Source organism: Stutzerimonas degradans, assembly GCF_024448505.1.
In the GTDB taxonomy this organism is placed as follows: Bacteria; Pseudomonadota; Gammaproteobacteria; order Pseudomonadales; family Pseudomonadaceae; genus Stutzerimonas; species Stutzerimonas degradans.
Genome location: NZ_JAMOHV010000012.1, coordinates 62,298 through 81,466, shown reverse-complemented (window position 1 = coordinate 81,466; position 19,169 = coordinate 62,298). Strand labels below are relative to the sequence as shown.

The window sequence follows — 19,169 nt, the reverse complement described above, 5'->3', positions numbered from 1 at the left end:
CGCGCGGCGAGGAGAGCAACACATGAATCTGCAAGGCAAGACCGCCCTGGTCACCGGCTCCACCAGCGGGATCGGCCTGGGCATCGCCCTCAAGCTGGCCGAGGCCGGCGCCAACCTGGTCCTCAACGGCTTCGGCGACGTCGACGCGGCGCTGGCGGCAATCCGCGCATGCGGCGGGCAGGCCATCCACCATCCGGCCGACGTGAGCGATCCCGAGCAGATCGCAGCGATGGTCGCCGCGGCCGAACAGCAGTTCGGCGGCGTCGACATTCTCGTCAACAACGCCGGCATCCAACACGTCGCGCCGGTGGAGCAATTCCCGGTCGAGCGCTGGGACGCGATCATCGCCATCAACCTGTCGTCGGCCTTCCACACCACGCGACTGGCGCTACCGGGCATGCGTCAGCGCGGCTGGGGGCGGATCATCAACCTCGCCTCGGTGCATGGCCTGGTGGGTTCGGCGCAGAAGGCCGCCTACGTGGCGGCCAAGCACGGGCTGGTCGGCCTGACCAAGGTGGTGGCGCTGGAAACCGCCACCACGGCGATCACCTGCAACGCCATCTGCCCCGGCTGGGTGCTCACGCCGCTGGTGCAGCAGCAGATCGACGAACGCGCCCGCGTCGATGGCGACACCCAGCGCGCGCGCCACGACCTGCTGGCCGAGAAGCAGCCGTCGCTGGACTTCGTCACCCCCGCGCAGCTCGGCGCACTGGTGCTGTTCCTCTGCAGCGAAGCCGGCGAGCAGGTGCGCGGCGCGGCGTGGAACATGGACGGCGGCTGGGCCGCGCAATAGCCGCTTTTCGCTGACCTGCGACAACGTCGCGGCGGGCCCGGCCCCGCTGCGGCTTGGCAAGCGCCCGGCGGCTGAGGCTAGATAGCCAGCATCTCCCAGCGAAAGTCCGCGCATGACCACCATTACCAGCGAAACGCCGAACAGCGGCAAAGCCCCGGTGCATCTGGCCCTGCGCCGGGTCGCCATCGACACCTACCGCGAGAACGTCGCCTACCTGCACCGCGATTGCGCGGCCTGCCGCGCCGAAGGTTTCCAGGCGCTGGCCAAGGTCGAGATCCGCGTCAACGGCAAGCGCATCCTGGCCAGCCTCAACGTCGTGGACGACTCCGCCATCGTCGGCTGCAACGAACTCGGGCTGTCGGAGGACGCCTTCGCCCAGCTCGGCGCAGAGCCCGGCGTGCCTGCCTCGATCTCCCAGGCCGAGCCGGCACCCTCGATCCCCGCGCTGCACCGCAAGATCGCCGGCGAGCGCCTGCGCCGCGAGGACTTCCACGCGATCATCCGCGACATCGCCGAGCACCGTTACTCGAAGATCGAACTGACCGCCTTCGTCGTCGCCTGCAACCAGGGTGAGCTGGACCGCGAGGAGGTGTACTTCCTCACCGACGCGATGATCCAGGTCGGCCGCCGCCTCGACTGGCGCGAGCATCCGGTGGTGGACAAGCACTGCATCGGCGGCATCCCCGGCAACCGCACCTCGATGCTGGTGGTGCCGATCGTCGCCGCCCACGGCATGCTCTGCCCGAAGACCAGCTCGCGGGCCATCACCTCGCCGGCCGGCACCGCCGACACCATGGAAGTGCTGGCCAACGTCGAGCTGCCCTTCGAGCGCCTCTGCGAAATGGTCCGCGAGGAACGCGGCTGCCTGGCCTGGGGCGGCAGCAGCGACCTCTCCCCGGCCGATGACGTGCTGATCGCCGTCGAGCGGCCGCTGTCGATCGACTCGCCGGGACAGATGGTCGCCTCCATCCTGTCGAAGAAGATCGCCGCTGGTTCCACCCATCTGCTGCTGGACATTCCCATCGGCCCGACCGCCAAGGTGCGCTCGATGGCCGAGGCGCAGCGCCTGCGCAAGCTGTTCGAGTTCGTGGCCACGCGCCTGGGCCTGACCCTGGACGTGGTCATCACCGACGGTCGCCAGCCGATCGGCAATGGCATCGGCCCGGTGCTGGAAGCGCGTGACGTGATGCAGGTGCTGCAGAACGACCCGGCAGCGCCGATCGACCTGCGTCAGAAGGCCCTGCGCCTGGCCGGACGCATGCTCGAGTTCGATCCCGATGTGCGCGGCGGCGACGGTTATGCGATCGCCCGTGACATCCTCGACTCGGGGCGGGCGCTGAAGAAGATGCACTCGATCATCGCCGCGCAGGGTGCCAAACCCTTCGACCATAACCAGCCGCCGCTGGCACGGCTCAGCTTCGACGTGCTGGCCGACCGCGACGCCGTGGTCACCGGCATCGACAACCTGCAGCTGGCGCGCATCGCCCGGCTGGCTGGCGCGCCGAAGGTACAGGGCGCCGGCGTCGACATCCTGCGCAAGCTCGGCGAACCGGTGCAGGCCGGTGACTGTCTGTATCGCGTTTACGCGGATTTTCCCGCCGACCTCGCCTTCGCCCGTCAGGCCACCGAACGCGCCAGCGGCGTCAGCCTCGGCAGCGCCGAGCAGGTCCCAACCGTATTCGTGGAGTTCTGATGCAAAGCCAACTGCTGTATTTCGATGACGAACGCGCCGCTGCCCTACGCCTGGCCGAGGCCTGTGGCCTGCCCGCTGCCGCGGTCGAGCGCCACCGTTTTCCCGATGACGAGCTGCGCCTGCGCCTGCCGCTGGCCGAAGGCGAAGCGATCGCCGAGCAACTGGTGCTCTACCGCGGCCTCGACCACCCCAACGAAAAGCTGGTCGAGCTGCTGCTGGTGGCCGGCGAAGCGCGCCGCCTGGGCGCCAAGCGGCTGATCCTGGTCACGCCTTACCTCGCCTACATGCGCCAGGACATCGCCTTCAACCCGGGCGAGGTGGTCAGCCAGCGGGTGATCGGCCAGCTGCTGGCCGACCAGTTCGACGCACTGATCACCGTCGACCCGCACCTGCACCGCGTCGCCACCCTGCAGGAGGCGGTGCCGCTGGCCGATGCCGTCACCCTCTGCGCGGCCCCGGCGCTGGCGCGACTGATCGCCGAACGGCATCCCGATGCGCTGCTGATCGGCCCGGATGCCGAGGCGCTGCAATGGATCGAGGCGGCCGCCGCCGAGCATGGTTTCGACTACGGCGTGTGCCGCAAGGTACGCCACGGCGATCATCAGGTGGACATCGCCCTGCCCGATCTGACGTTCGCCGTACGCCCCGTGGTGCTGCTCGATGACGTCGCCAGCTCCGGGCGCACCCTTGCCGAGGCCGCGCAGAAACTGCTGGCCGCCGGCGCCGCCTCGGTGGACGTGGCCGTGACCCACGCGCTGTTCGCCGGCGATGCGCTGCAGGTGATCCGCGCCGCCGGTGTCGGGCACGTCTGGAGCACCGACTGCATCGCCCATGAAAGCAACGCGGTGTGCATGGCGCCGCAGCTGGCCGAGGCGCTCAGGCCGCTGCTGCGCTGACAGGCAGGGTGAAAAACGCGCAGCTTTTCCACCGATACCCGGCGAGCCACCTCGGTGGCGACGGATCAACCGCGTGGACAAGGCTGCGCCGTTGTCCACCCTACGCCTCATCCATGGCCCTCGGTTCGTCGGCTCCGACCTGCGCGGAATCGCCGTAGCGCTTCTGGCAGCGCTCGCAGAAGAACGCCCGGCGCCGGCTGCGCCCCAGTTCTTTCACCTTCACCAGCGCAATCCGGCAGCGCACGCAGGTGCGCTTGCCGTGCGCCAGCCAGTTGGCCTTGAGCACGCCGGCCCGCTTCCAGTCGAGGAACTGGAAGCTGTAGGTACGCGCCTCGCGCACCAGTTCGCGTAGCTTGGCCGGCGGCAGTTCGCCGATCAGCGACAGCGGGTGCACGCGGATGCGATAGAGCACCTCGTTCTTGATGATGTTGCCGGAGCCGGCGAACAGCGTCTGGTCCAGCAGCGCATCACAGGCCAGCAACCGCGGGCGTTCGCGCAGGCGCTTGAGCGTCGTGCGCGGGCTCCAGGCCTCGCTCATCACATCCATGCTCCAGTCGTAGGCCGCATCCAGCGGCCCCTCGATGAACTGCACCGAACAGGCATAGAAGTTCAGCTCGCCGTTGGCGAAGCCGAGGCTCAGGCGCGGCGTGGAGTCCTTGCGCTCGTTGATGCGGTAGCTGCCGAACAGCAGCAGATGGATGCGCACGGACACATCCTCCAGTTCGATCAGCAGATGCTTGCCCCAGCTGTGAAAGCCACGCACCACCTGGCCGGCCAGCCGTGCCTTGTCCACCTTGGCACTGCCTTCGGCGCGCTCGATGCGTTGACCGGTGAACGCCGCGACTTGCTCGCGGAGAATGACGATGGATGGACCTTCGGGCATGGAGGCACCAGTGGCTGGCCTGTCTCGGTTGAGACTCGCCCCGGCGCTGAAGGTGCGTCCGCCGCCGTCACCACTCCAGCTGCAGGGTGCTCTCGAACTCGCGAAGTTCACCACTCAGCGGATCGCGAAAGCGCAATCCGCGCGCCAGTAGCTTGAGCGGCCGCGCGTAGTCGTCGGCCTCGCGCGCGCAGCGTTCGAGCAACTCGGGATAGAACGGATCGTTGCAGATACCGGCACCGAGGGTCGCCATGTGCAGGCGCAGCTGATGCTTGCGCCCGCTGATCGGCGTCAGCCCGTAGCGCCAGAGATCGCCGCGGCGTTCGAGCACCTCGATCAGCGTTTCGCTGTTGGGCTCGCCCTCACCTTCGCGCATGAGGAAGAACGGCTCGCCCGGCACCATGCGCAGGCGTCGGCGCAGCGGAAATTCCACATGCGGCAGCGCCGGGCAGATCGCCTCGTAGCGCTTGGCGATCTCACGCTCGCGGAACAGCGCCTGGTAGACGCCGCGGCTGTCGCGATTGGCGGAGAACAGCACCAGCCCGGCGGTGAGGCGGTCGATGCGATGAATCGGCACCAGATCGGCATTGCCCAGGCGTTTGCTCAGGCGCGCCAGCAGGGTTTCGTTGACGTATTCGCCGGCCGGCATCACCGAAAGAAAGTGCGGCTTGTCCGCCACCACCAGGTGCTCGTCGACATGGAGGATGCGCTCCTCGAACGGCACCGGCGTCTCGTTCGGCACCTCGCGGAAGTAGTGGATGCGCAGGCCGGCCCGGTAAGGCTGGTCGAGCGCAATCGGCTGCATGTCGGCGTCCAGCACCCGCTGGCGGTTTATGCGGTCGACCCAGGTTTCACGGTCGATGGCCGGAAAGTGCGCGCACAGACAATCGAGCACGCTGCGCCAGTCGCCCTGGGGCAGGTGCAGCGTGCTCGGTCGGGAATGGGAGGTGGACATGATGCGTGGCGCGGCAGTCGGGGGTGCAGATGATACCCGCTGCGCGCACCGCGCGATGGCTGGATGCGGCTGGAATCACTCCTGCTTGTCGCGAGTCACTTCGCCGGTCTTGCCGTCGATGCTGAACTCGTACTTCTTGCCGTCCTGCTTCATGCCCTCGCCTTCCCAACCATCGTCATCGGCCTCGATACCGTGCAGCTCGGTGTAGCCGGCGGCCTTGGCCTTCTCCACCGCCTGTTCGAGGGTGATCCAGTCGGCGCCCGGCTTGTCGGCGGCAATTGCGGCAGCGGAACCCGAACCGAGAATGGCGACGGCCAGGGCGGCGGTGAGTTTCTTGTTGTACATGGCGTTCTTCCTTCAGTAATGACGGACACTGAATCCGAGCCCAACCGCCGCGCTGAAGTTCAACCCGCGCGCCCGGCTACTGTTTGCGAATCGTGACAATGCGCGGGTCCATCTCGCCGTTGGTGAACTCGAACTCCACCGCATCGCCGACCGCCAGGCCCTCGAGCTGCCGCGCATCGATGCGAAACGGCATGACCATCGCCGGCCACTTCAGCTCGGCCACCGGGCCGAGGGCGATGGTCACGCTGCCCTGCGTCGCGTAAATGGCGCGCAGCGTGCCGCTGGCGCGGTGCGTGACTTCGGCCTCCAGGCTGCCGCTCGCGGCGCTGTCGTCGATGGGCGGCGGCACGGTTTCAGGCTTGAGCAGGTCTTCGGCCAGCGCCGGCTGCGTCAGGCAGAGCGCGGCGAGCATCGCGACGAGGTAGTTCATGAACGGGCTCCAATGACCGAGGCAACAGCAAGCCTAGTCCTTGCGCCTGCGCCCGCCCTCGCCCGAACGATGCAAAAAACCGCCGTGGATGACATTCAGTTTCATTTAAGCCAAGGCGCATAACCTGTGAACCGTCGAAACCAACCACAGGAATCCAGACATGAAAACCCTCACTACTCTGTTCACCGCTGCCACCCTCGTCTTCGGCGCCAACCTGGCCATGGCCAAGGACCTGGGCCCGGACGAAGCCCTGAAACTGCGCGACGCCGGCACCATCCAGTCGTTCGAGAAGCTCAACGAAGCGGCGCTGGCCAAGCACCCGGGCGCTACCATCGAGGACACCGAACTGGAAGAAGCCTACGGCCGCTACGTCTATCAGCTTGAACTGCGCGACGACAAAGGTGTGCAATGGGACGTAGAACTCGACGCCAAGACCGGCGAAGTACTGCAGGACCAACAGGACGACTGAATCCAGCCATGCGTGCCCCTCTCCTCATGACGCTCCCCTTGGCACTGCTGCTCGCCGCCAACCCGGCGGCGAGCCGCGACCTGGATCAGGACGAAGCCCTGCGCTTGCGTCGGGACGGCCTGATCCAGCCGCTGGAAAACCTCCTGCAGCAGGCGTTGCAGCGGCATCCCGGCGCCAGCCTGCTGGAAGCCGAACTGGAGGAAGAGGAAGGCCGCTACGTCTACGAAATCGAACTGCTGACCCGCGACGGCGTGGCCCGCGAACTGGAACTCGATGCGCGCGACGGCACGCTGCTCAAGGATGAGGTGGACTGATGCGCCTGCTACTGGTCGAAGACAGCGTACCGCTGGCCGACGAACTGACCGCCAGCCTCACCCGCCAGGGCTACGCCATCGACTGGCTGGCGGACGGTCGCGACGCCGACTACCAGGGCACCAGCGAACCCTATGACCTGATCATTCTCGACCTCGGTTTGCCCGGCAAACCGGGGCTGGAGGTGCTGCGCGACTGGCGCGCACGCGGCCTCGCCACACCGGTGCTGATCCTCACTGCACGCGGCTCCTGGGCCGAGCGCATCGAAGGGCTGAAAGCCGGTGCCGACGACTACCTGACCAAACCCTTTCATCCCGAAGAACTGCTGCTGCGCATCCAGGCGCTGTTGCGCCGCGCGCATGGCGTGGCCAATCAGCCGCTGCTGCAGGCCGGTGGCCTGGCGCTGGACGAAGCGCGCCAGAGCTGTCGCAAGGATGGCCAGGAGATCGAACTGACAGCCGGCGAATTCCGTCTGCTGCGCTATTTCATGCTGCATCCCGGCCAGCTGCTGTCTAAGACACAGCTGACCGAGCACCTGTACGACGGTGAAACCGAGCGCGACTCGAACGTCATCGAGGTACACATCAACCGGCTGCGCGGCAAACTCGGCCGCGAGCTGATCGAAACCCGCCGCGGCCAGGGCTACCGCTTCGGCAGTGCGCCTTGAAATCGATTCAGCGCAGTCTCAGTTTCGGCATGGTGGCGATCCTGGTGATCGTCGGCCTGCTGCTGTTGCAGACCAGCCTGTGGCTGTTCGAAGCCGGCCTCAAGCGCAGCCTGGAAACCGACCTGCGCGAAGAGGCCGAAGGGCTGCTGGTGGCCATGGTGCGCGGCCCCGATGGCATCCAGCTCGACACCAAGCGGCTCAACCCGCGCTACCACCGGGCCTTCTCCGGGCACTACTTCCAGATCGAGCTGCCGGATCGCCTGTGGCGCTCGCGCTCGCTGTGGGACGCCACGCCGGCGTGGCCAACCGAGCCCGGCATGGCCGCCGACCTGCTCGACGGCCCGCAGGAGCAACGCCTGCTCGCCTACCGCGCCGAGTATCAGCGCGACGGCCAGCCGATCGTCATTGCCGTGGCGCAGGACTACACACCGATCCTCGACAGCTTCGCCCGCGTACGCCTGAGCGGCCTGGGTCTGGTCGGCGTGGCGCTGCTGGTGTTCCTGCTGCTGCAACGCTACGCGGTGAGCCTGGCGCTGCGGCCGCTGGAGCGCGCCCGCCAGCAGATCGCCCAGCTGCAGCAAGGCCAGCGCCAGCAGCTGGAAGGCAACGTGCCACTGGAGCTGCAACCGCTGGTCGAGCAGATCAACCATCTGCTGCAGCACACCGACGACACCCTCAAACGCTCGCGCAACGCCCTGGGCAACCTCGGCCACGCCCTGAAGACTCCGCTGGCGGTGCTCGGCAGCCTGACCCAGCGCGATGAATTCGCCGCCCATCCGGAGCTGCAGTCCGCGCTGCAGGAACAGCTCGCGCAGATCCAGCAGCGCGTCAGCCGCGAACTGGGCCGTGCACGCCTGGCCGGCGACGTACTGCCCGGCGCGCATTTCGATTGCGACGTCGAGTTGCCCGCGCTGTTCGACACCCTGGCGACGATCCACCGGTCCGACCTCGACCTGCGCTGGCAGGCACCGGCGAGCTGCCGCCTGCCGTGGGACCGCGAGGACATGCTGGAGCTTCTCGGCAACCTGCTGGACAACGCCTGCAAATGGGCCGGCCACAAGGTCACGCTGAACATCACGCGCAGCGGCAGCGACTGGCAGATCGAAGTGAACGACGACGGCCCCGGCATCCCCGCGCCGCTGCGCGCCAAGGCGCTCGGCCGCGGCATGCGGCTGGACGAAGCGGCGCAGGGACATGGTCTGGGGCTGGATATCGTCGGCGACATCATCGCCGCCTGGCGCGGCAGCTGGGAGCTGGGCGAAAGCCCGTTGGGTGGCCTGCGCGTGACGATTCGTCTGCCGGCCGCGCAGCCAGCAGGCCGTAGCGGCTGACGGCGCGCTCAGCCCGAGCGGGCCAGCTCGTTGCGAATGTCTTCGAGCAGCGTCTCGACCAGCAGGGTGTTCTGCACCTGCCGCCCGCCAATCACACGGATCGCCTCGACGCCATTGATGGGATAGGACACCCGCACCAGCAGCTGTCCATCGGATTGCGGCTCCACACGCGTGCGGTATTGCGCGGAAAAATTCTCTGCCAAGTGGCGCGACATCGTTTTCATGCAGCATCTCGACACGGGAAGCCTGCAGACAAAGACCACGCGTTCTACTCGGAATCTCCCGCCGCTCATCGGGAAGCCACAACCACTCGTTCAACTGTCACCTAACGGCTCTAGGCAAGGGCTATCCGCCCTCGCGCTCGGCATACGCCAGCCAGGCCAGAAGCCCCATCGCGACCAGGGCGACGGATGACATACCCACGGCTTGCCACAACAGACTCATCGCGACCTCCTTCGGCTGAATCGGCTTGAATCACGCCCCGAATATATGTAGCGTCCGACGACACGTCGAGCATGCAGACATAGGCATGTAAAGTTTTCGAACGGAACCGCCACCATGAAAAGGGAACAATCGCTCAGCCACATCCGCTGGGACCTCGCCCTGCGCTACCGCCTGATCGAAACGGTCGCCTGGTGGGAAGGCCGCCTGACCACGGGCCATCTGATGCAGAGCTTCGGCATCAGCCGTCAGCAGGCGTCGAAGGACATCAACACCTACCTCAACGAACATGCGCCGAAAAACCTGACATATGACCGTCACCTGAAGGGCTACAAGCCGGCGAAGAACTTCCGCCCCCGCTTCATCGACGCCAGCGCCAGCGCCTACCTGCATCTGCTCGACCAGAACCGCATGCGCGCGCCGCACATCGAAGGCCTCGCGCTGGCCTACGCACACACCGAGGTGCTGCAGGTGCCCGACCGCAGCATCCGTCCGGAAGTGCTGCGACCGATCCTGCTGGCCTGCCGCGAGGGCCTGCGGCTAGAGACCGAATACGTTTCGCTGGCCAACCCGGCGGTGGAAATCCGCGTGATGGCGCCGCACACGCTGGTATTCACCGGCATGCGCTGGCACGTGCGCGCCTACTGCGAGAAGAACCGCGCCTACCGCGACTTCGTCCTCAGCCGCTTCCGCGGCGAGCCGGACCTGATGGACGCAAGCGAACACACCCGCGAGCAGGATGAGGCGTGGAACACGCCGGTGACCGTGCTGATCGAGCCGGACGCACGGCTGAGCGCCGCGCAGAAGGCGATCATCGAGGTGGACTACGGCATGGCCGACGGCCAGCTGCCGGTGGAGACGCGTGGCGCGCTGGTGCAGTACGTGCTGCAGCGCTTCGGCATCGACCCGAATACCGTGCAGGCCAATGCGGCGGCGCAGCAGCTGCAGGTGGGGAATCTGCAGGCGTTGAAGGGGTGGTTGTACTCGTGAGGGGTTGGCTTAGCTCGGCAGCGGCCACAGATTGCGCCTTGCACGACGCGTCACTTTTTCCAGTCATGGAAGCGGTCGTAGGGTGGAAAACGCCACACCCCAACATCGAACACCGCGCCCCGCCCCCCAAAATCTCCAAACAAATTGCGTCCCGTCCCAACGTCACGGCGCGCCCACCTTCGCTCAACGAGAGCCCAAAGCGCATGCGCCTGATCCATACCTCCGACTGGCACCTCGGCCAGACCCTCCACGGCCAGGACCGCGACTACGAACACGCGCAGTTTCTCGCCTGGCTCCTCGACCAGCTGATCACCCAGCGCGCCGACGCCCTGCTGATCGCCGGCGACGTGTTCGACACCGTCAACCCGCCACTCAAGGCTCAGGAACGCCTCTACGACTTCATCGTCCGCGCCCACGAAAAGCTCCCGCAGCTGGACATCGTCATGATCGCCGGCAACCACGACTCGGGCGGGCGCATCGAACTGCCGGCGCCGCTGATGAAGCGCCTCAATGCCCATGCCGTGGGTCGCATCAGCTGGGTCGCCGAGGGCCAGCTCGACCATCAGCGCCTGCTGGTGCCGCTGCATGACGCCAATGGCAACACCGCCGCCTGGTGCCTCACCCTGCCCTTCCTGCGCCCGGCCGAAGTCACCGGCGTGGAACTGGGCGACGACTACATGGCCGGTATCCGCCAGGTGCATGAGCGGCTGATCGCTGCCGCTGAGGCCACACGCCAGCCCGGCCAGGCGCTGGTCGCCATGAGCCATGCGCACATGGCCGGCGGTGCGGTATCGGAGGAGTCCGAGCGCAACATCGTCATCGGCAACGCCGAAGCGCTGCCGGCCAGCCTGTTTCCCGAATCGGTCGCCTACGTAGCCCTCGGCCACCTGCACAAGCCGCAGCAGGTGGCCGGGCAGGCGCGCATCCGCTACAGCGGCTCGCCGCTGCCGCTGTCGTTCGCCGAGGTCAACTACGCGCATCAGGTGTTGCTGGTCGAGCTCGAAGGCGAGACGCTGAAACAGGTCGACAGCCTGCCGGTGCCACGTGCGGTGGAGATGATCAGGGTCGGCCGCGCGCCGCTGGCCGAGGTCATCACCGCGCTGGAGGCGCTGCCGCCCACCGGGCTGTTCGACGAAAACCTGCCCTGGCTGGAAGTACGCGTGCTGCTCGACGAGCCGCTACCGGACCTGCGCCAGCGCATCGAAACCGCGATCGCCGGCAAGGCCTGCCGGCTGGTACGCATCGCCAGCGAATACGCCGGCCGACGCGGCGAAACGGAATCGGACGTGCTGCTCGGCCTCGACCAGATCAGCCCGCAGGAGCTGTTCGCCCGCGCCTGGGAAGAACAGTACGGCAATCCGGCGGACGAACAGGCGCTGGACGACTTCGCCACGCTGCTGCAACGGGTCGAGTTCGCCAGTGAGGAAATTGAGCGATGAAAATTCTCGCCATCCGCCTGAAGAACCTGGCCTCGCTGGCCGGCGAACAGGTCATCGACTTCACCGCCGAACCGCTGGCCAGCGCCGGGCTGTTCGCCATCACCGGGCCGACGGGCGCCGGCAAGAGCACCATTCTCGACGCCCTCTGCCTGGCGCTGTTCGGCAGCACGCCGCGGCTGGACAGCGTCTCGCCGCTGAACAAGGTCCCCGACGTCGAAGCCGAGATCGGCGGCGGCGACGAGCGCAACCTGCTGCGCCGCGGCTGTGGCAGCGGCTATGCCGAGGTGGACTTCGTTGGGGGCGACGGCCACCGCTACCGCGCCCGCTGGGAGGTCAAACGCGCCCGCGAAAAGGTCGACGGCCGCCTGCAGGCCAGCAGCCAGAGTCTCACCGACCTGGACAGCGGCACGCTCCTGGCCAGCGGCAAGAAGCGCGAGTTCAAGGAATTGCTCGAAGCCCGCCTGGGCCTGACCCTGGCGCAGTTCACCCGCGCCGTGCTGCTGGCGCAGAGCGAGTTCTCCGCCTTCCTCAAGGCCGACGACAACGAGCGCGGCACCCTGCTGGAAAAGCTCACCGACACCGACCTCTACAGCCGCCTCGGCCAGGCCGCGTTCGAGGCCGCCAAACAGGCGAAGGAAAGCCTGACCCGCCTGGAACAGCAGGCCGGCGGCTTGAAGCCGCTGGAACCGGAGCAGCGTGAAGCACTGCAGTGCGAACATCAGGCCCAGCTCGACGAACTGAAGCAGCTGCAACAGCAGCTCAAGATGCTGGAAGCCCAGCGGCAATGGCTCAGCGAGCTGCAGCGCCTGGAAGGCGAGCGCGAAACCGCCCGCCAGCAGTTGCAGGACGCTGAAGACGAGCGCGAGAGCCTGGCCGAGGCCCGCCGTATTCTCGAGCTGTTCGAATTGCTCGCGCCGCAGCGCCATCGTTTTCTGCGTCAGCAGGAGCTCGATCCGCTGCTGGGCAAAGCCGCCGAGAGCCTGACGCGCCTGCAGCACGAGGAAAAAAGCCTGCAACAACGTCTCGACAGCTTGCAGAGCCAATGCGCAGCAGCCGGCAATGACCTGCGTGCAGCCGAACAGGCGCGGCAGACGGCCGAGCCCAGGCTGGCGCAAGCGCGCCGTGAAGAGGAGCGCCTCAGCCATCTGAATGCCGACCTTGCCGCGATCCGCGAAGAAAGCGCCCAGGCCGATGCCGCAGCCAGCGCCGGCGAGGCAACGCTCAAGCAGCTCGGTGAACAGCAACAGCGCGCCGCCGAACAGCTCGCGACGCTGACCCAGCAACTCGAAACGAGCGCAGCGCTGCAACCGCTCTGTGCCGCCTGGGGCGGTTACCGACCACGGCTGCAACAGGCCGTACAGCTGGCGGCGCGGCTGCAGCAAGGTCAGGGCGAACTCCCCGCGCTGCAAGCGCAGGCCGAGGCTGCCGAAACCCAGCAAAGCCAGGCGCGCGCGGCGCTGGATAGCCTGCAAGGCGAACGCGACAGCGAGATCGGGCTGGCCGAACAGCTGGCCCGGTTGCATCGCCAATTCGACGATTGGCGCCAGGCCGAGCGCGAAACCGATGCGCTGCACCAGCTCTGGTCGCAGCAGCTCAGCCTCGTCGCCAGCCAGCGCGAACTGAGCGACGCCAACAGTCGCCAGCAGACCGAACTGGACAGCCTGGTGCCGCTGGGCAAACAGGTCCGCAGCGAGCGCGACGCCGCCGAGCAGGCGCTCAAGGTCACTCTCGCCCTGCTCGAACGCCAGCGCCTGGCGCGCAGCGAGAATGTCGAGGCGCTGCGCGCGGCGCTGGTCCCGGGCGAACCCTGCCCGGTCTGCGGCAGCGGCGAACATCCCTGGCACCAGACCGATGCGCTGGTCGCCAGCCTCGACCGCCACGATGACAGCGAGGCCGAGCGCGCACGCAAGGTTCTGCAGGAACAGGATCAGCGTCTGCAGGAACTGCGTGACCGCCACGTCGCCCTCAGCACGCAGTTGCGCCAGACGCAGCAGCGCCAGGGCGAAGTCGACGCGCAGCTGCAGGCTCTGGCACCGCGCCTGCTCGCCCTGCCCGCCCACGCCCAGCTACTTGAACAGCCGGAAGCCGAGCGTTCGCAATGGCTGGAAGCTCAGCTGACCAATCTCAAAGACCAGATCACCAGTGCCAGCCAGCGTCAGCAGCAACTGCTCGCCCTGCAACAGCGCAGCGAAACCCTGCAGCAGGCCTGGCAGGCCGCGCGCGAAGCCTGTGTCGAAGCAACTCAACAACTCGCCCGCCAACGCGATGCGCTCGCCCGCGACACTCAACAACTCGACGAGGAACTGCAGGCGTTTGCCGAACTGCTGCCCGCCGAGCACCTGCAGCGCTGGCGCGAAAACCCGGCGCAGACCTTCATGCAGCTGGACGCCAGCATCGACACGCGATTGCAGCAACTGCAGACGCAAGCCGAGCTGGCCGAGGAGCTGCGCCAGTGCGAGCAGCGCCGCAGCGACGAACAGCTGCAGCAGCGCCATCGTCAGGAGAAACAGGCAGGCTGCAGCGCGCGGCTGGCTGAGCGCGAAAAGCTTCTGCTCGCCTGCCAGCAGGCGCTGCGGACCAGCCTTGGCGAGCATGGCAGCGCCAGCGCCTGGCAACAGCAGCTGGACGCAACCATCCAGGCTGCGCGGCAAACCCAGGCCGAGATCGACCAGCAACTCAACGAGAGCAAACTTGGCCTGACGCGCCTGCACAGCGAGCAACAGAACTGTCGCCAGCGCCACGCCGAATTGCAGCAGGAACGCGACGCGCTGAACGCGGAACTGGACGCCTGGCGCGCCGCCCATCCGGCGCTGGACGACACCACCCTCGCCCAGCTGCTGCAGATGGACGACGCGCTGCTGGCCGAGGCGCGCCAGCGCCTGCAGCAGAACGCCGAAACCCTGACCCGCTGCCGCGAACGGCTGGATGGCTGCCTCAATCGGCTGGCCAGCCACCAGCAGCAACAGGCCGAGGCGCCGGAAGCCGAGCAGCTGCAACAGGCACATGCCGAACAGCTGCAGCGCTGCGAACAGGCCGAGCAGCGCTGCGCCGAAACCCGCGCCGCGCTGCTCGACGACGACAAGCGTCGTAGCCAAAGCCGGGCGCTGCTGGCGCAGATCGACGCCGCGCGGGCCGAGCATCGGCGCTGGGGCCGCATCGCCGCCTTGATCGGCTCAAGCGACGGCGGTGCCTTCCGCAAGATCGCCCAGGCCTACAACCTCGATCTGCTGGTGCAGCACGCCAACGTGCAGCTGCGCCAACTGGCGCGGCGCTACCGGCTCAAGCGCGGCGGCAGCCCGCTGGGGTTGCTGGTGATGGATACCGAAATGGGTGACGAGCTGCGCTCGGTGCATTCACTGTCCGGCGGCGAGACCTTCCTCGTCTCGCTGGCGCTGGCGCTGGGCCTGGCCTCGATGGCTTCGAGCAAGCTCAGAATCGAGTCGCTGTTCATCGACGAAGGCTTCGGCAGCCTCGATCCCGAGTCGCTGCAGATCGCCATGGATGCGCTGGACTCGCTGCAGGCCCAGGGCCGCAAGGTGGCGGTGATCAGCCATGTCGCGGAGATGCACGAACGCATTCCGGTACAGATCCAGGTGCAGCGCCAGGGCAACGGCCAGAGCGCGCTGAAAATCGTCGGTTGAGGTGCGCTGGCGCGGCAGGCCGGCTAAGTTTCGCTTAAGTTTCGCCGTCTAGAATCACCCTCCGTTACCCCTACGTGGAGCAGGTGAAATGAACGGTAAAACGGGTGTGGCGAGCTACGGACGGCTGTCCATCGGCTTGCACTGGTTGATGCTGCTGTTGATCGCGGCGGTCTACGCGACCATCGAGCTGCGGGTCAACTTCGCCAAGGGCAGCGAGCCGCGCGAGTTGCTCAAGCACTGGCACTTCATGCTCGGCATGGCAGTGTTTGCGCTGGTCTGGCTGCGACTGCTGGCGCGCTGGCTGCACCCGGCGCCGAAGGCAGTGCCGGGCGCCGGCTGGGAACAGGCGCTGGCGAAGCTGATGCACCTGGCGCTGTACGCACTGATGATCGGCCTGCCGCTGTTGGGCTGGCTGACGCTGAGCGCGGCCGGCAAGCCAATTCCGTTCTTCGGCCTTGAGCTGCCGGCGCTGATCGACGCCAACAAGGACCTTGCCGGTCAGTTCAAGGAGCTGCATGAAACCCTGGCGGTTGCCGGCTACTGGCTGATCGGCCTGCACGCCGCCGCCGCGCTGTTCCACCAGTACGTGCGCCGCGACGGCACCCTGCAGCGGATGCTGCCGCAGCGCCACCGGGCCTGACCCGCCGACGCCAAAACGCCCGGTCGACTCGTCATCGACCGGGCGTTTTCGTGTCTCAGCCGAGCAGTGCGCTGAACGGCAGGTACTCGACGGTTTCGCCCTCCTCCAGCGTGCGCTCGCGCTCGACGATGGCCAGGCCATCCGCCCAGCTGGCGGAGGTCAGCATCGCCGAGCCCTGACGCGGATGCAGGCAGACGCGCAGCTCGCCATCGACCTGCTCCAGCCGCGCGCGCAGGTACTGGCGACGGTTGTTGCGCTTGCGCCAGGCGAAGCCGGCGGTCAGGCGCAGCGGCGTCGGCAACACATCGCGACAGCCCTGCGCACGCAGCAGGAACGGCCGCGCCACCACCAGCGAGGTGATCAGCGCCGCCGCCGGGTTGCCCGGCAGGCCGATCCACGGCTTGCCGTTGACTTCACCGAAGGCCAGCGGCTTGCCCGGCTGGATCGCCAGGCGCCACAGGTGCAACTCGCCGAGCTCGCGGATCGCCTGCTTGAGGTGATCCTCCTCGCCCACCGAAACACCGCCGGAGGTGATCAGGATGTCCCACTCGGCTGCCGCCTGCGCCAGGGCCTTGCGACTGGCGTCGAGGTCGTCGACCAGCACTTCGTAGTCGTGCACTTCCAGCCCGAGGCTGCGCAGCACGCCGAGCAGGCAGTAGCGGTTGGAGTTGTAGATCTGCCCCGGTGCCAACGGCTGGCCGGGTTCGCGCAGTTCGTTGCCGCTGGACAGCAGGCCGACACGCAGACGCCGGTAGACCGACACGCGGGCGACGCCGAAGCTCGCCAGCAGCCCCAGCTCCTGCGGACGCAGGCGTTTGCCGGCTTCCAGCACCGGCGCACCGGCTTGCAGTTCCTCGCCCTGGCGCCGTACATGGGCGCCGAGGCTGACGCCGGGGAAATGCACGCGCTCGGCCTCGATCTGGCAATCCTCCTGCGCCACCACAGTGTCGGCACCCGGCGGCAGCGGCGCGCCGGTGAAGATACGCACCGCGTGGCCGGCCGGCAGTTGCTGGTCGGCGGCATCACCCGCGGCGATGCGCCCGGCGAGCGGCAGCCAGCCACCTTCGGCCGGCAGATCGGCGGCGCGCAGGGCGTAACCGTCCATCGCGCTGTTGTCCCACGCCGGCACCGGGAACGGAGCGGCGAGCGGCTCGGCCAGCACCCGACCGAGCGCATCGGAGAGCGCCACGTGCTCCACCGCCGGCAGCGCCGGCACCCGCGCCAGCAGCGCCTCGATGGCCTCGTCGACCGGCTTCAGTCCGCTGGTGTCGCAGCCGCAGGCGCTCATGAGCGTGGCCCGCAGTAGGCGACCGCCGAGGCCTTGAGGTGCGGCACGAAGTTGCACGGCTTGGTCCGACTGTCCAGCTGCTCGACGAGAATCTTGTTCCAGGCGGTGCGGCAGGCGTTGGTCGAACCCGGCAGGCAGCAGACCAGCGTGCCGTTGCTCATGCCGGCCAGCGCGCGCGACTGCACGGTGGAGGTGCCGATCTCGCCCAGCGAAAAGTGGCGGAACAGCTCGCCGAAACCATCGACGGACTTGTCCAGCAGCGGCTGCACCGCCTGCGGGGTGTTGTCGCGGGCGGTGAAGCCGGTGCCGCCGGTGATCAGCACGACCTGCACGTTCTCGCTGGCGATCCAGCTGCAGACGCGGGCACGGATCTGCCAGATGTCGTCCTTGACGATGGCGCGTTCGGCCAGGGTGTGGCCAGCGCTCGTGAGGCCGTCGATCAGCGCTTGGCCGGAGGTATCGGAATCGATGTTGCGGGTATCGCTCACCGTGAGCACGGCGATGTTCAGCGACTGAAACTCGGTGTTGGACAGGTGAGCCATTGCTCGAAACTCCATAGAAGAAGAGGTGGCGCAGGCCAGGCCTGCGGCTGCCCGGGGACCGTTCCCCGTGGCGGGTGGTTCGTGTCGCCGGCCTCGTTCGCGGGCCACGCGAGGTGTCGCTCAGCCGCCAGTGACCGGCGGAAAGAAGGCGATCTCATCGCCATCGTGCAACGTCTCGGCGCTGCTGCACAGCGCCTGATTGCGCGCGCACAGCAGATTGCGTTCGGCGAGCAGCGCCCAGGCGTGCCCGCGACGCTGCAGGTAGCGACGCAGGTCGTCGATGGTGGCGAACTCCGGCCGCCAGGGCAAACGTTCGAACTCGCAGCCAAGCAACTCACGGTAACGGGCGAAGTAGCTGATGCGCAGCATGGCACCCTCAGCCGCCGCTGGCGTTCATGAAGCGCAGCACCTGCACCTCGCCGCTGCTGGCGAACTCGTGGCGCAGCGGTTTGCGCTGCAGCGCGGCGTGGATGGCGTCGATGATCGGCTGGTCGCTGGTCGGATGGCGCCGCAGCAGACCGCGCAGGTCGATGGAATTCTCGTGGCCGAGGCACAGCAGCAGGCGGCCTTCGACGGTCAGCCGCACGCGATTGCAGGTGGCGCAGAAGTTGTGCGAATGCGGCGAAATGAAGCCGATGCGCGTCTGCGGATGCGCCGGCAGGCGCACGTAACGCGCCGGGCCGCCGCTCTGCTCGGCCGAATCGATCAGCGCATGGCGTTCGGCGATCAGCGCGCGCACCTCGTCGCTGGAGCAGAAGCTCTCGCCGCGCGAGCGACCGACGTCGCCCAGCGGCATTTCCTCGATGAAACTCAGGTCCAGCCCGCTGGCGATGGCGAAATCCACCAGATCGGCGACTTCCTCGGCGTTGCGACCCTTCATCACCACGGCGTTGAGCTTGATCCGCTCGAAGCCGGCGGCACGCGCCGCGGCGATGCCGTCGAGTACCTGCTGCAGCTCGCCGGTGCGGGTGATGGCATGGAATTTCTCCGCGTCCAGGCTATCCAGGCTGATGTTCAGCCGCTTGACTCCGGCGCGGGCCAGTGGCTCGGCGAGCTTGACCAGCTGCGAGCCGTTGGTGGTCATCACCAGTTCACGCAGGCCGGGCAATGCCGCGATGCGTTCGCAGAGGCCGACGATGCCCTGGCGCACCAGCGGCTCGCCGCCGGTGAGGCGAATCTTCTTCACCCCCAGGCCGACGAAGATCCGCGCGATGCGCTCCAGTTCCTCCAGACCGAGCACCTGCTGGCGCGGCAGGAAGGTCATGTCCTCGGCCATGCAGTAGACGCAGCGAAAGTCGCAACGATCGGTCACCGACATGCGCAGGTAGTCGATCTGGCGGTCGTGGGCATCGCGTAGTTGAGTCATCGCCAAGCTCTCTGTACGTCGTGGGGGATGGCGCGTCGCGAGACGGTGGAT

At 67.5% G+C, this 19,169-nt stretch carries 20 protein-coding genes; 11 read left to right on the top strand and 9 right to left on the bottom strand.

Translation table 11 applies throughout. The features are described 5' to 3' along the window. Positions 1–22: 22 nt before the first annotated feature. From NAV27_RS15175 to NAV27_RS15165, 3 genes are all read left to right on the top strand, one after another. Positions 23–793 (top strand): 3-hydroxybutyrate dehydrogenase, encoded by a 771-nt coding sequence (locus NAV27_RS15175; RefSeq protein ID WP_003289041.1) that lies wholly within the window; start codon positions 23–25, stop codon positions 791–793. Positions 794–905: 112 nt separating this feature from the next. Beyond that, the gene (locus NAV27_RS15170; RefSeq protein ID WP_043298241.1) at positions 906–2,486 is read left to right on the top strand and encodes a thymidine phosphorylase family protein; all 1,581 of its coding nucleotides are present in this window, start codon (positions 906–908) and stop codon (positions 2,484–2,486) included. Beyond that, a complete protein-coding gene (locus NAV27_RS15165) occupies positions 2,486–3,382 on the top strand; it encodes a ribose-phosphate pyrophosphokinase (protein WP_102827775.1) in 897 nt (298 codons plus the stop codon). The genes NAV27_RS15170 and NAV27_RS15165 overlap by 1 nt, the downstream gene beginning before the upstream one ends. A gap of 100 nt (positions 3,383–3,482) precedes the next feature. Here NAV27_RS15165 and NAV27_RS15160 read toward each other — a convergent pair whose 3' ends face one another. The 4 genes from NAV27_RS15160 to NAV27_RS15145 form a co-directional block, all read right to left on the bottom strand. Then, positions 3,483–4,265, bottom strand: coding sequence for a DNA-formamidopyrimidine glycosylase family protein (locus NAV27_RS15160; RefSeq protein ID WP_054094600.1), 783 nt, complete (start codon positions 4,263–4,265; stop codon positions 3,483–3,485). 67 nt (positions 4,266–4,332) lie between these two features. Beyond that, positions 4,333–5,217, bottom strand: coding sequence for a pseudouridine synthase (locus tag NAV27_RS15155; RefSeq protein WP_102827776.1), 885 nt, complete (start codon positions 5,215–5,217; stop codon positions 4,333–4,335). 75 nt (positions 5,218–5,292) lie between these two features. Further along, positions 5,293–5,562, bottom strand: a complete 270-nt coding sequence (locus NAV27_RS15150) for a PepSY domain-containing protein (protein ID WP_102827777.1) — start codon at positions 5,560–5,562, stop codon at positions 5,293–5,295. A gap of 76 nt (positions 5,563–5,638) precedes the next feature. Further along, positions 5,639–5,992: a copper-binding protein gene (locus tag NAV27_RS15145; protein ID WP_102827778.1), complete on the bottom strand. Its 354-nt coding sequence runs from the start codon at positions 5,990–5,992 to the stop codon at positions 5,639–5,641. A gap of 160 nt (positions 5,993–6,152) precedes the next feature. Here NAV27_RS15145 and NAV27_RS15140 point away from each other — a divergent pair, with 160 nt between their 5' ends. The 4 genes from NAV27_RS15140 to NAV27_RS15125 are packed head-to-tail and all read left to right on the top strand — an operon-like array spanning position 6,153 to position 8,771. Continuing rightward, on the top strand, positions 6,153–6,461 hold the full coding sequence (locus NAV27_RS15140; protein ID WP_008569787.1) for a PepSY domain-containing protein: 309 nt from the start codon (positions 6,153–6,155) through the stop codon (positions 6,459–6,461). Positions 6,462–6,469: 8 nt separating this feature from the next. Further along, positions 6,470–6,775, top strand: coding sequence for a PepSY domain-containing protein (locus NAV27_RS15135; protein WP_043298252.1), 306 nt, complete (start codon positions 6,470–6,472; stop codon positions 6,773–6,775). After that, a complete protein-coding gene (locus NAV27_RS15130) occupies positions 6,775–7,440 on the top strand; it encodes a response regulator transcription factor (protein WP_043298254.1) in 666 nt (221 codons plus the stop codon). The genes NAV27_RS15135 and NAV27_RS15130 overlap by 1 nt, the downstream gene beginning before the upstream one ends. Further along, positions 7,437–8,771 carry a sensor histidine kinase gene (locus NAV27_RS15125; RefSeq protein WP_102827779.1) on the top strand — a complete coding sequence of 445 codons (1,335 nt, stop codon included), beginning with the start codon at positions 7,437–7,439 and terminating at the stop codon, positions 8,769–8,771. Before NAV27_RS15130 ends, NAV27_RS15125 begins: the two co-directional genes overlap by 4 nt. A gap of 8 nt (positions 8,772–8,779) precedes the next feature. Here the strand turns inward: NAV27_RS15125 and NAV27_RS15120 are convergent, their stop codons facing one another. Next, positions 8,780–8,995: a DUF3509 domain-containing protein gene (locus NAV27_RS15120; RefSeq protein ID WP_102827780.1), complete on the bottom strand. Its 216-nt coding sequence runs from the start codon at positions 8,993–8,995 to the stop codon at positions 8,780–8,782. 334 nt (positions 8,996–9,329) lie between these two features. Between NAV27_RS15120 and NAV27_RS15115 the strand changes: the two genes are divergently transcribed. The 4 genes from NAV27_RS15115 to NAV27_RS15100 all read left to right on the top strand — a co-directional run bounded on the left by NAV27_RS15115 (position 9,330) and on the right by NAV27_RS15100 (position 15,922). Continuing rightward, positions 9,330–10,202 carry a helix-turn-helix transcriptional regulator gene (locus tag NAV27_RS15115; RefSeq protein ID WP_102827781.1) on the top strand — a complete coding sequence of 291 codons (873 nt, stop codon included), beginning with the start codon at positions 9,330–9,332 and terminating at the stop codon, positions 10,200–10,202. 203 nt (positions 10,203–10,405) lie between these two features. Beyond that, on the top strand, positions 10,406–11,641 hold the full coding sequence (locus NAV27_RS15110; RefSeq protein WP_102827782.1) for an exonuclease SbcCD subunit D C-terminal domain-containing protein: 1,236 nt from the start codon (positions 10,406–10,408) through the stop codon (positions 11,639–11,641). Next, positions 11,638–15,282 (top strand): AAA family ATPase, encoded by a 3,645-nt coding sequence (locus NAV27_RS15105; RefSeq protein WP_102827783.1) that lies wholly within the window; start codon positions 11,638–11,640, stop codon positions 15,280–15,282. Before NAV27_RS15110 ends, NAV27_RS15105 begins: the two co-directional genes overlap by 4 nt. 88 nt (positions 15,283–15,370) lie before the next feature. Then, positions 15,371–15,922 (top strand): cytochrome b, encoded by a 552-nt coding sequence (locus NAV27_RS15100; RefSeq protein WP_102827784.1) that lies wholly within the window; start codon positions 15,371–15,373, stop codon positions 15,920–15,922. Between the two features lie 55 nt (positions 15,923–15,977). On the opposite strand, the gene NAV27_RS15095 is transcribed toward NAV27_RS15100, so the two are convergent. The 4 genes from NAV27_RS15095 to moaA form a co-directional block, all read right to left on the bottom strand. Next, positions 15,978–17,210 carry a molybdopterin molybdotransferase MoeA gene (locus NAV27_RS15095; RefSeq protein ID WP_102827785.1) on the bottom strand — a complete coding sequence of 411 codons (1,233 nt, stop codon included), beginning with the start codon at positions 17,208–17,210 and terminating at the stop codon, positions 15,978–15,980. Then, positions 17,207–17,752, bottom strand: a complete 546-nt coding sequence (gene moaB / locus NAV27_RS15090) for a molybdenum cofactor biosynthesis protein B (RefSeq protein WP_043299122.1) — start codon at positions 17,750–17,752, stop codon at positions 17,207–17,209. Before moaB ends, NAV27_RS15095 begins: the two co-directional genes overlap by 4 nt. A gap of 120 nt (positions 17,753–17,872) precedes the next feature. Then, the gene (locus NAV27_RS15085) at positions 17,873–18,121 is read right to left on the bottom strand and encodes a MoaD/ThiS family protein (protein ID WP_043299124.1); all 249 of its coding nucleotides are present in this window, start codon (positions 18,119–18,121) and stop codon (positions 17,873–17,875) included. A 7-nt stretch (positions 18,122–18,128) separates the two neighbouring features. Beyond that, positions 18,129–19,118, bottom strand: coding sequence for a GTP 3',8-cyclase MoaA (gene moaA, locus NAV27_RS15080; RefSeq protein WP_102827786.1), 990 nt, complete (start codon positions 19,116–19,118; stop codon positions 18,129–18,131). Positions 19,119–19,169: the final 51 nt, after the last annotated feature.

Excerpts from the sequence above, each read along its gene's own strand:
- NAV27_RS15120 (WP_102827780.1), bottom strand. The coding sequence starts at position 8,995 with ATGAAAACGATGTCGCGCCACTTGGCAGAGAATTTTTCCGCGCAATAC.
- NAV27_RS15115 (WP_102827781.1), top strand. The coding sequence starts at position 9,330 with ATGAAAAGGGAACAATCGCTCAGCCACATCCGCTGGGACCTCGCCCTG.
- NAV27_RS15110 (WP_102827782.1), top strand. The coding sequence starts at position 10,406 with ATGCGCCTGATCCATACCTCCGACTGGCACCTCGGCCAGACCCTCCAC.
- NAV27_RS15160 (WP_054094600.1), bottom strand. The coding sequence starts at position 4,265 with ATGCCCGAAGGTCCATCCATCGTCATTCTCCGCGAGCAAGTCGCGGCG.
- NAV27_RS15140 (WP_008569787.1), top strand. The coding sequence starts at position 6,153 with ATGAAAACCCTCACTACTCTGTTCACCGCTGCCACCCTCGTCTTCGGC.
- NAV27_RS15095 (WP_102827785.1), bottom strand. The coding sequence starts at position 17,210 with ATGAGCGCCTGCGGCTGCGACACCAGCGGACTGAAGCCGGTCGACGAG.
- NAV27_RS15085 (WP_043299124.1), bottom strand. The coding sequence starts at position 18,121 with ATGCTGCGCATCAGCTACTTCGCCCGTTACCGTGAGTTGCTTGGCTGC.
- NAV27_RS15155 (WP_102827776.1), bottom strand. The coding sequence starts at position 5,217 with ATGTCCACCTCCCATTCCCGACCGAGCACGCTGCACCTGCCCCAGGGC.
- moaA (WP_102827786.1), bottom strand. The coding sequence starts at position 19,118 with ATGACTCAACTACGCGATGCCCACGACCGCCAGATCGACTACCTGCGC.
- NAV27_RS15105 (WP_102827783.1), top strand. The coding sequence starts at position 11,638 with ATGAAAATTCTCGCCATCCGCCTGAAGAACCTGGCCTCGCTGGCCGGC.
- NAV27_RS15145 (WP_102827778.1), bottom strand. The coding sequence starts at position 5,992 with ATGAACTACCTCGTCGCGATGCTCGCCGCGCTCTGCCTGACGCAGCCG.
- NAV27_RS15170 (WP_043298241.1), top strand. The coding sequence starts at position 906 with ATGACCACCATTACCAGCGAAACGCCGAACAGCGGCAAAGCCCCGGTG.
- NAV27_RS15150 (WP_102827777.1), bottom strand. The coding sequence starts at position 5,562 with ATGTACAACAAGAAACTCACCGCCGCCCTGGCCGTCGCCATTCTCGGT.
- NAV27_RS15130 (WP_043298254.1), top strand. The coding sequence starts at position 6,775 with ATGCGCCTGCTACTGGTCGAAGACAGCGTACCGCTGGCCGACGAACTG.
- NAV27_RS15165 (WP_102827775.1), top strand. The coding sequence starts at position 2,486 with ATGCAAAGCCAACTGCTGTATTTCGATGACGAACGCGCCGCTGCCCTA.
- moaB (WP_043299122.1), bottom strand. The coding sequence starts at position 17,752 with ATGGCTCACCTGTCCAACACCGAGTTTCAGTCGCTGAACATCGCCGTG.
- NAV27_RS15175 (WP_003289041.1), top strand. The coding sequence starts at position 23 with ATGAATCTGCAAGGCAAGACCGCCCTGGTCACCGGCTCCACCAGCGGG.
- NAV27_RS15135 (WP_043298252.1), top strand. The coding sequence starts at position 6,470 with ATGCGTGCCCCTCTCCTCATGACGCTCCCCTTGGCACTGCTGCTCGCC.
- NAV27_RS15100 (WP_102827784.1), top strand. The coding sequence starts at position 15,371 with ATGAACGGTAAAACGGGTGTGGCGAGCTACGGACGGCTGTCCATCGGC.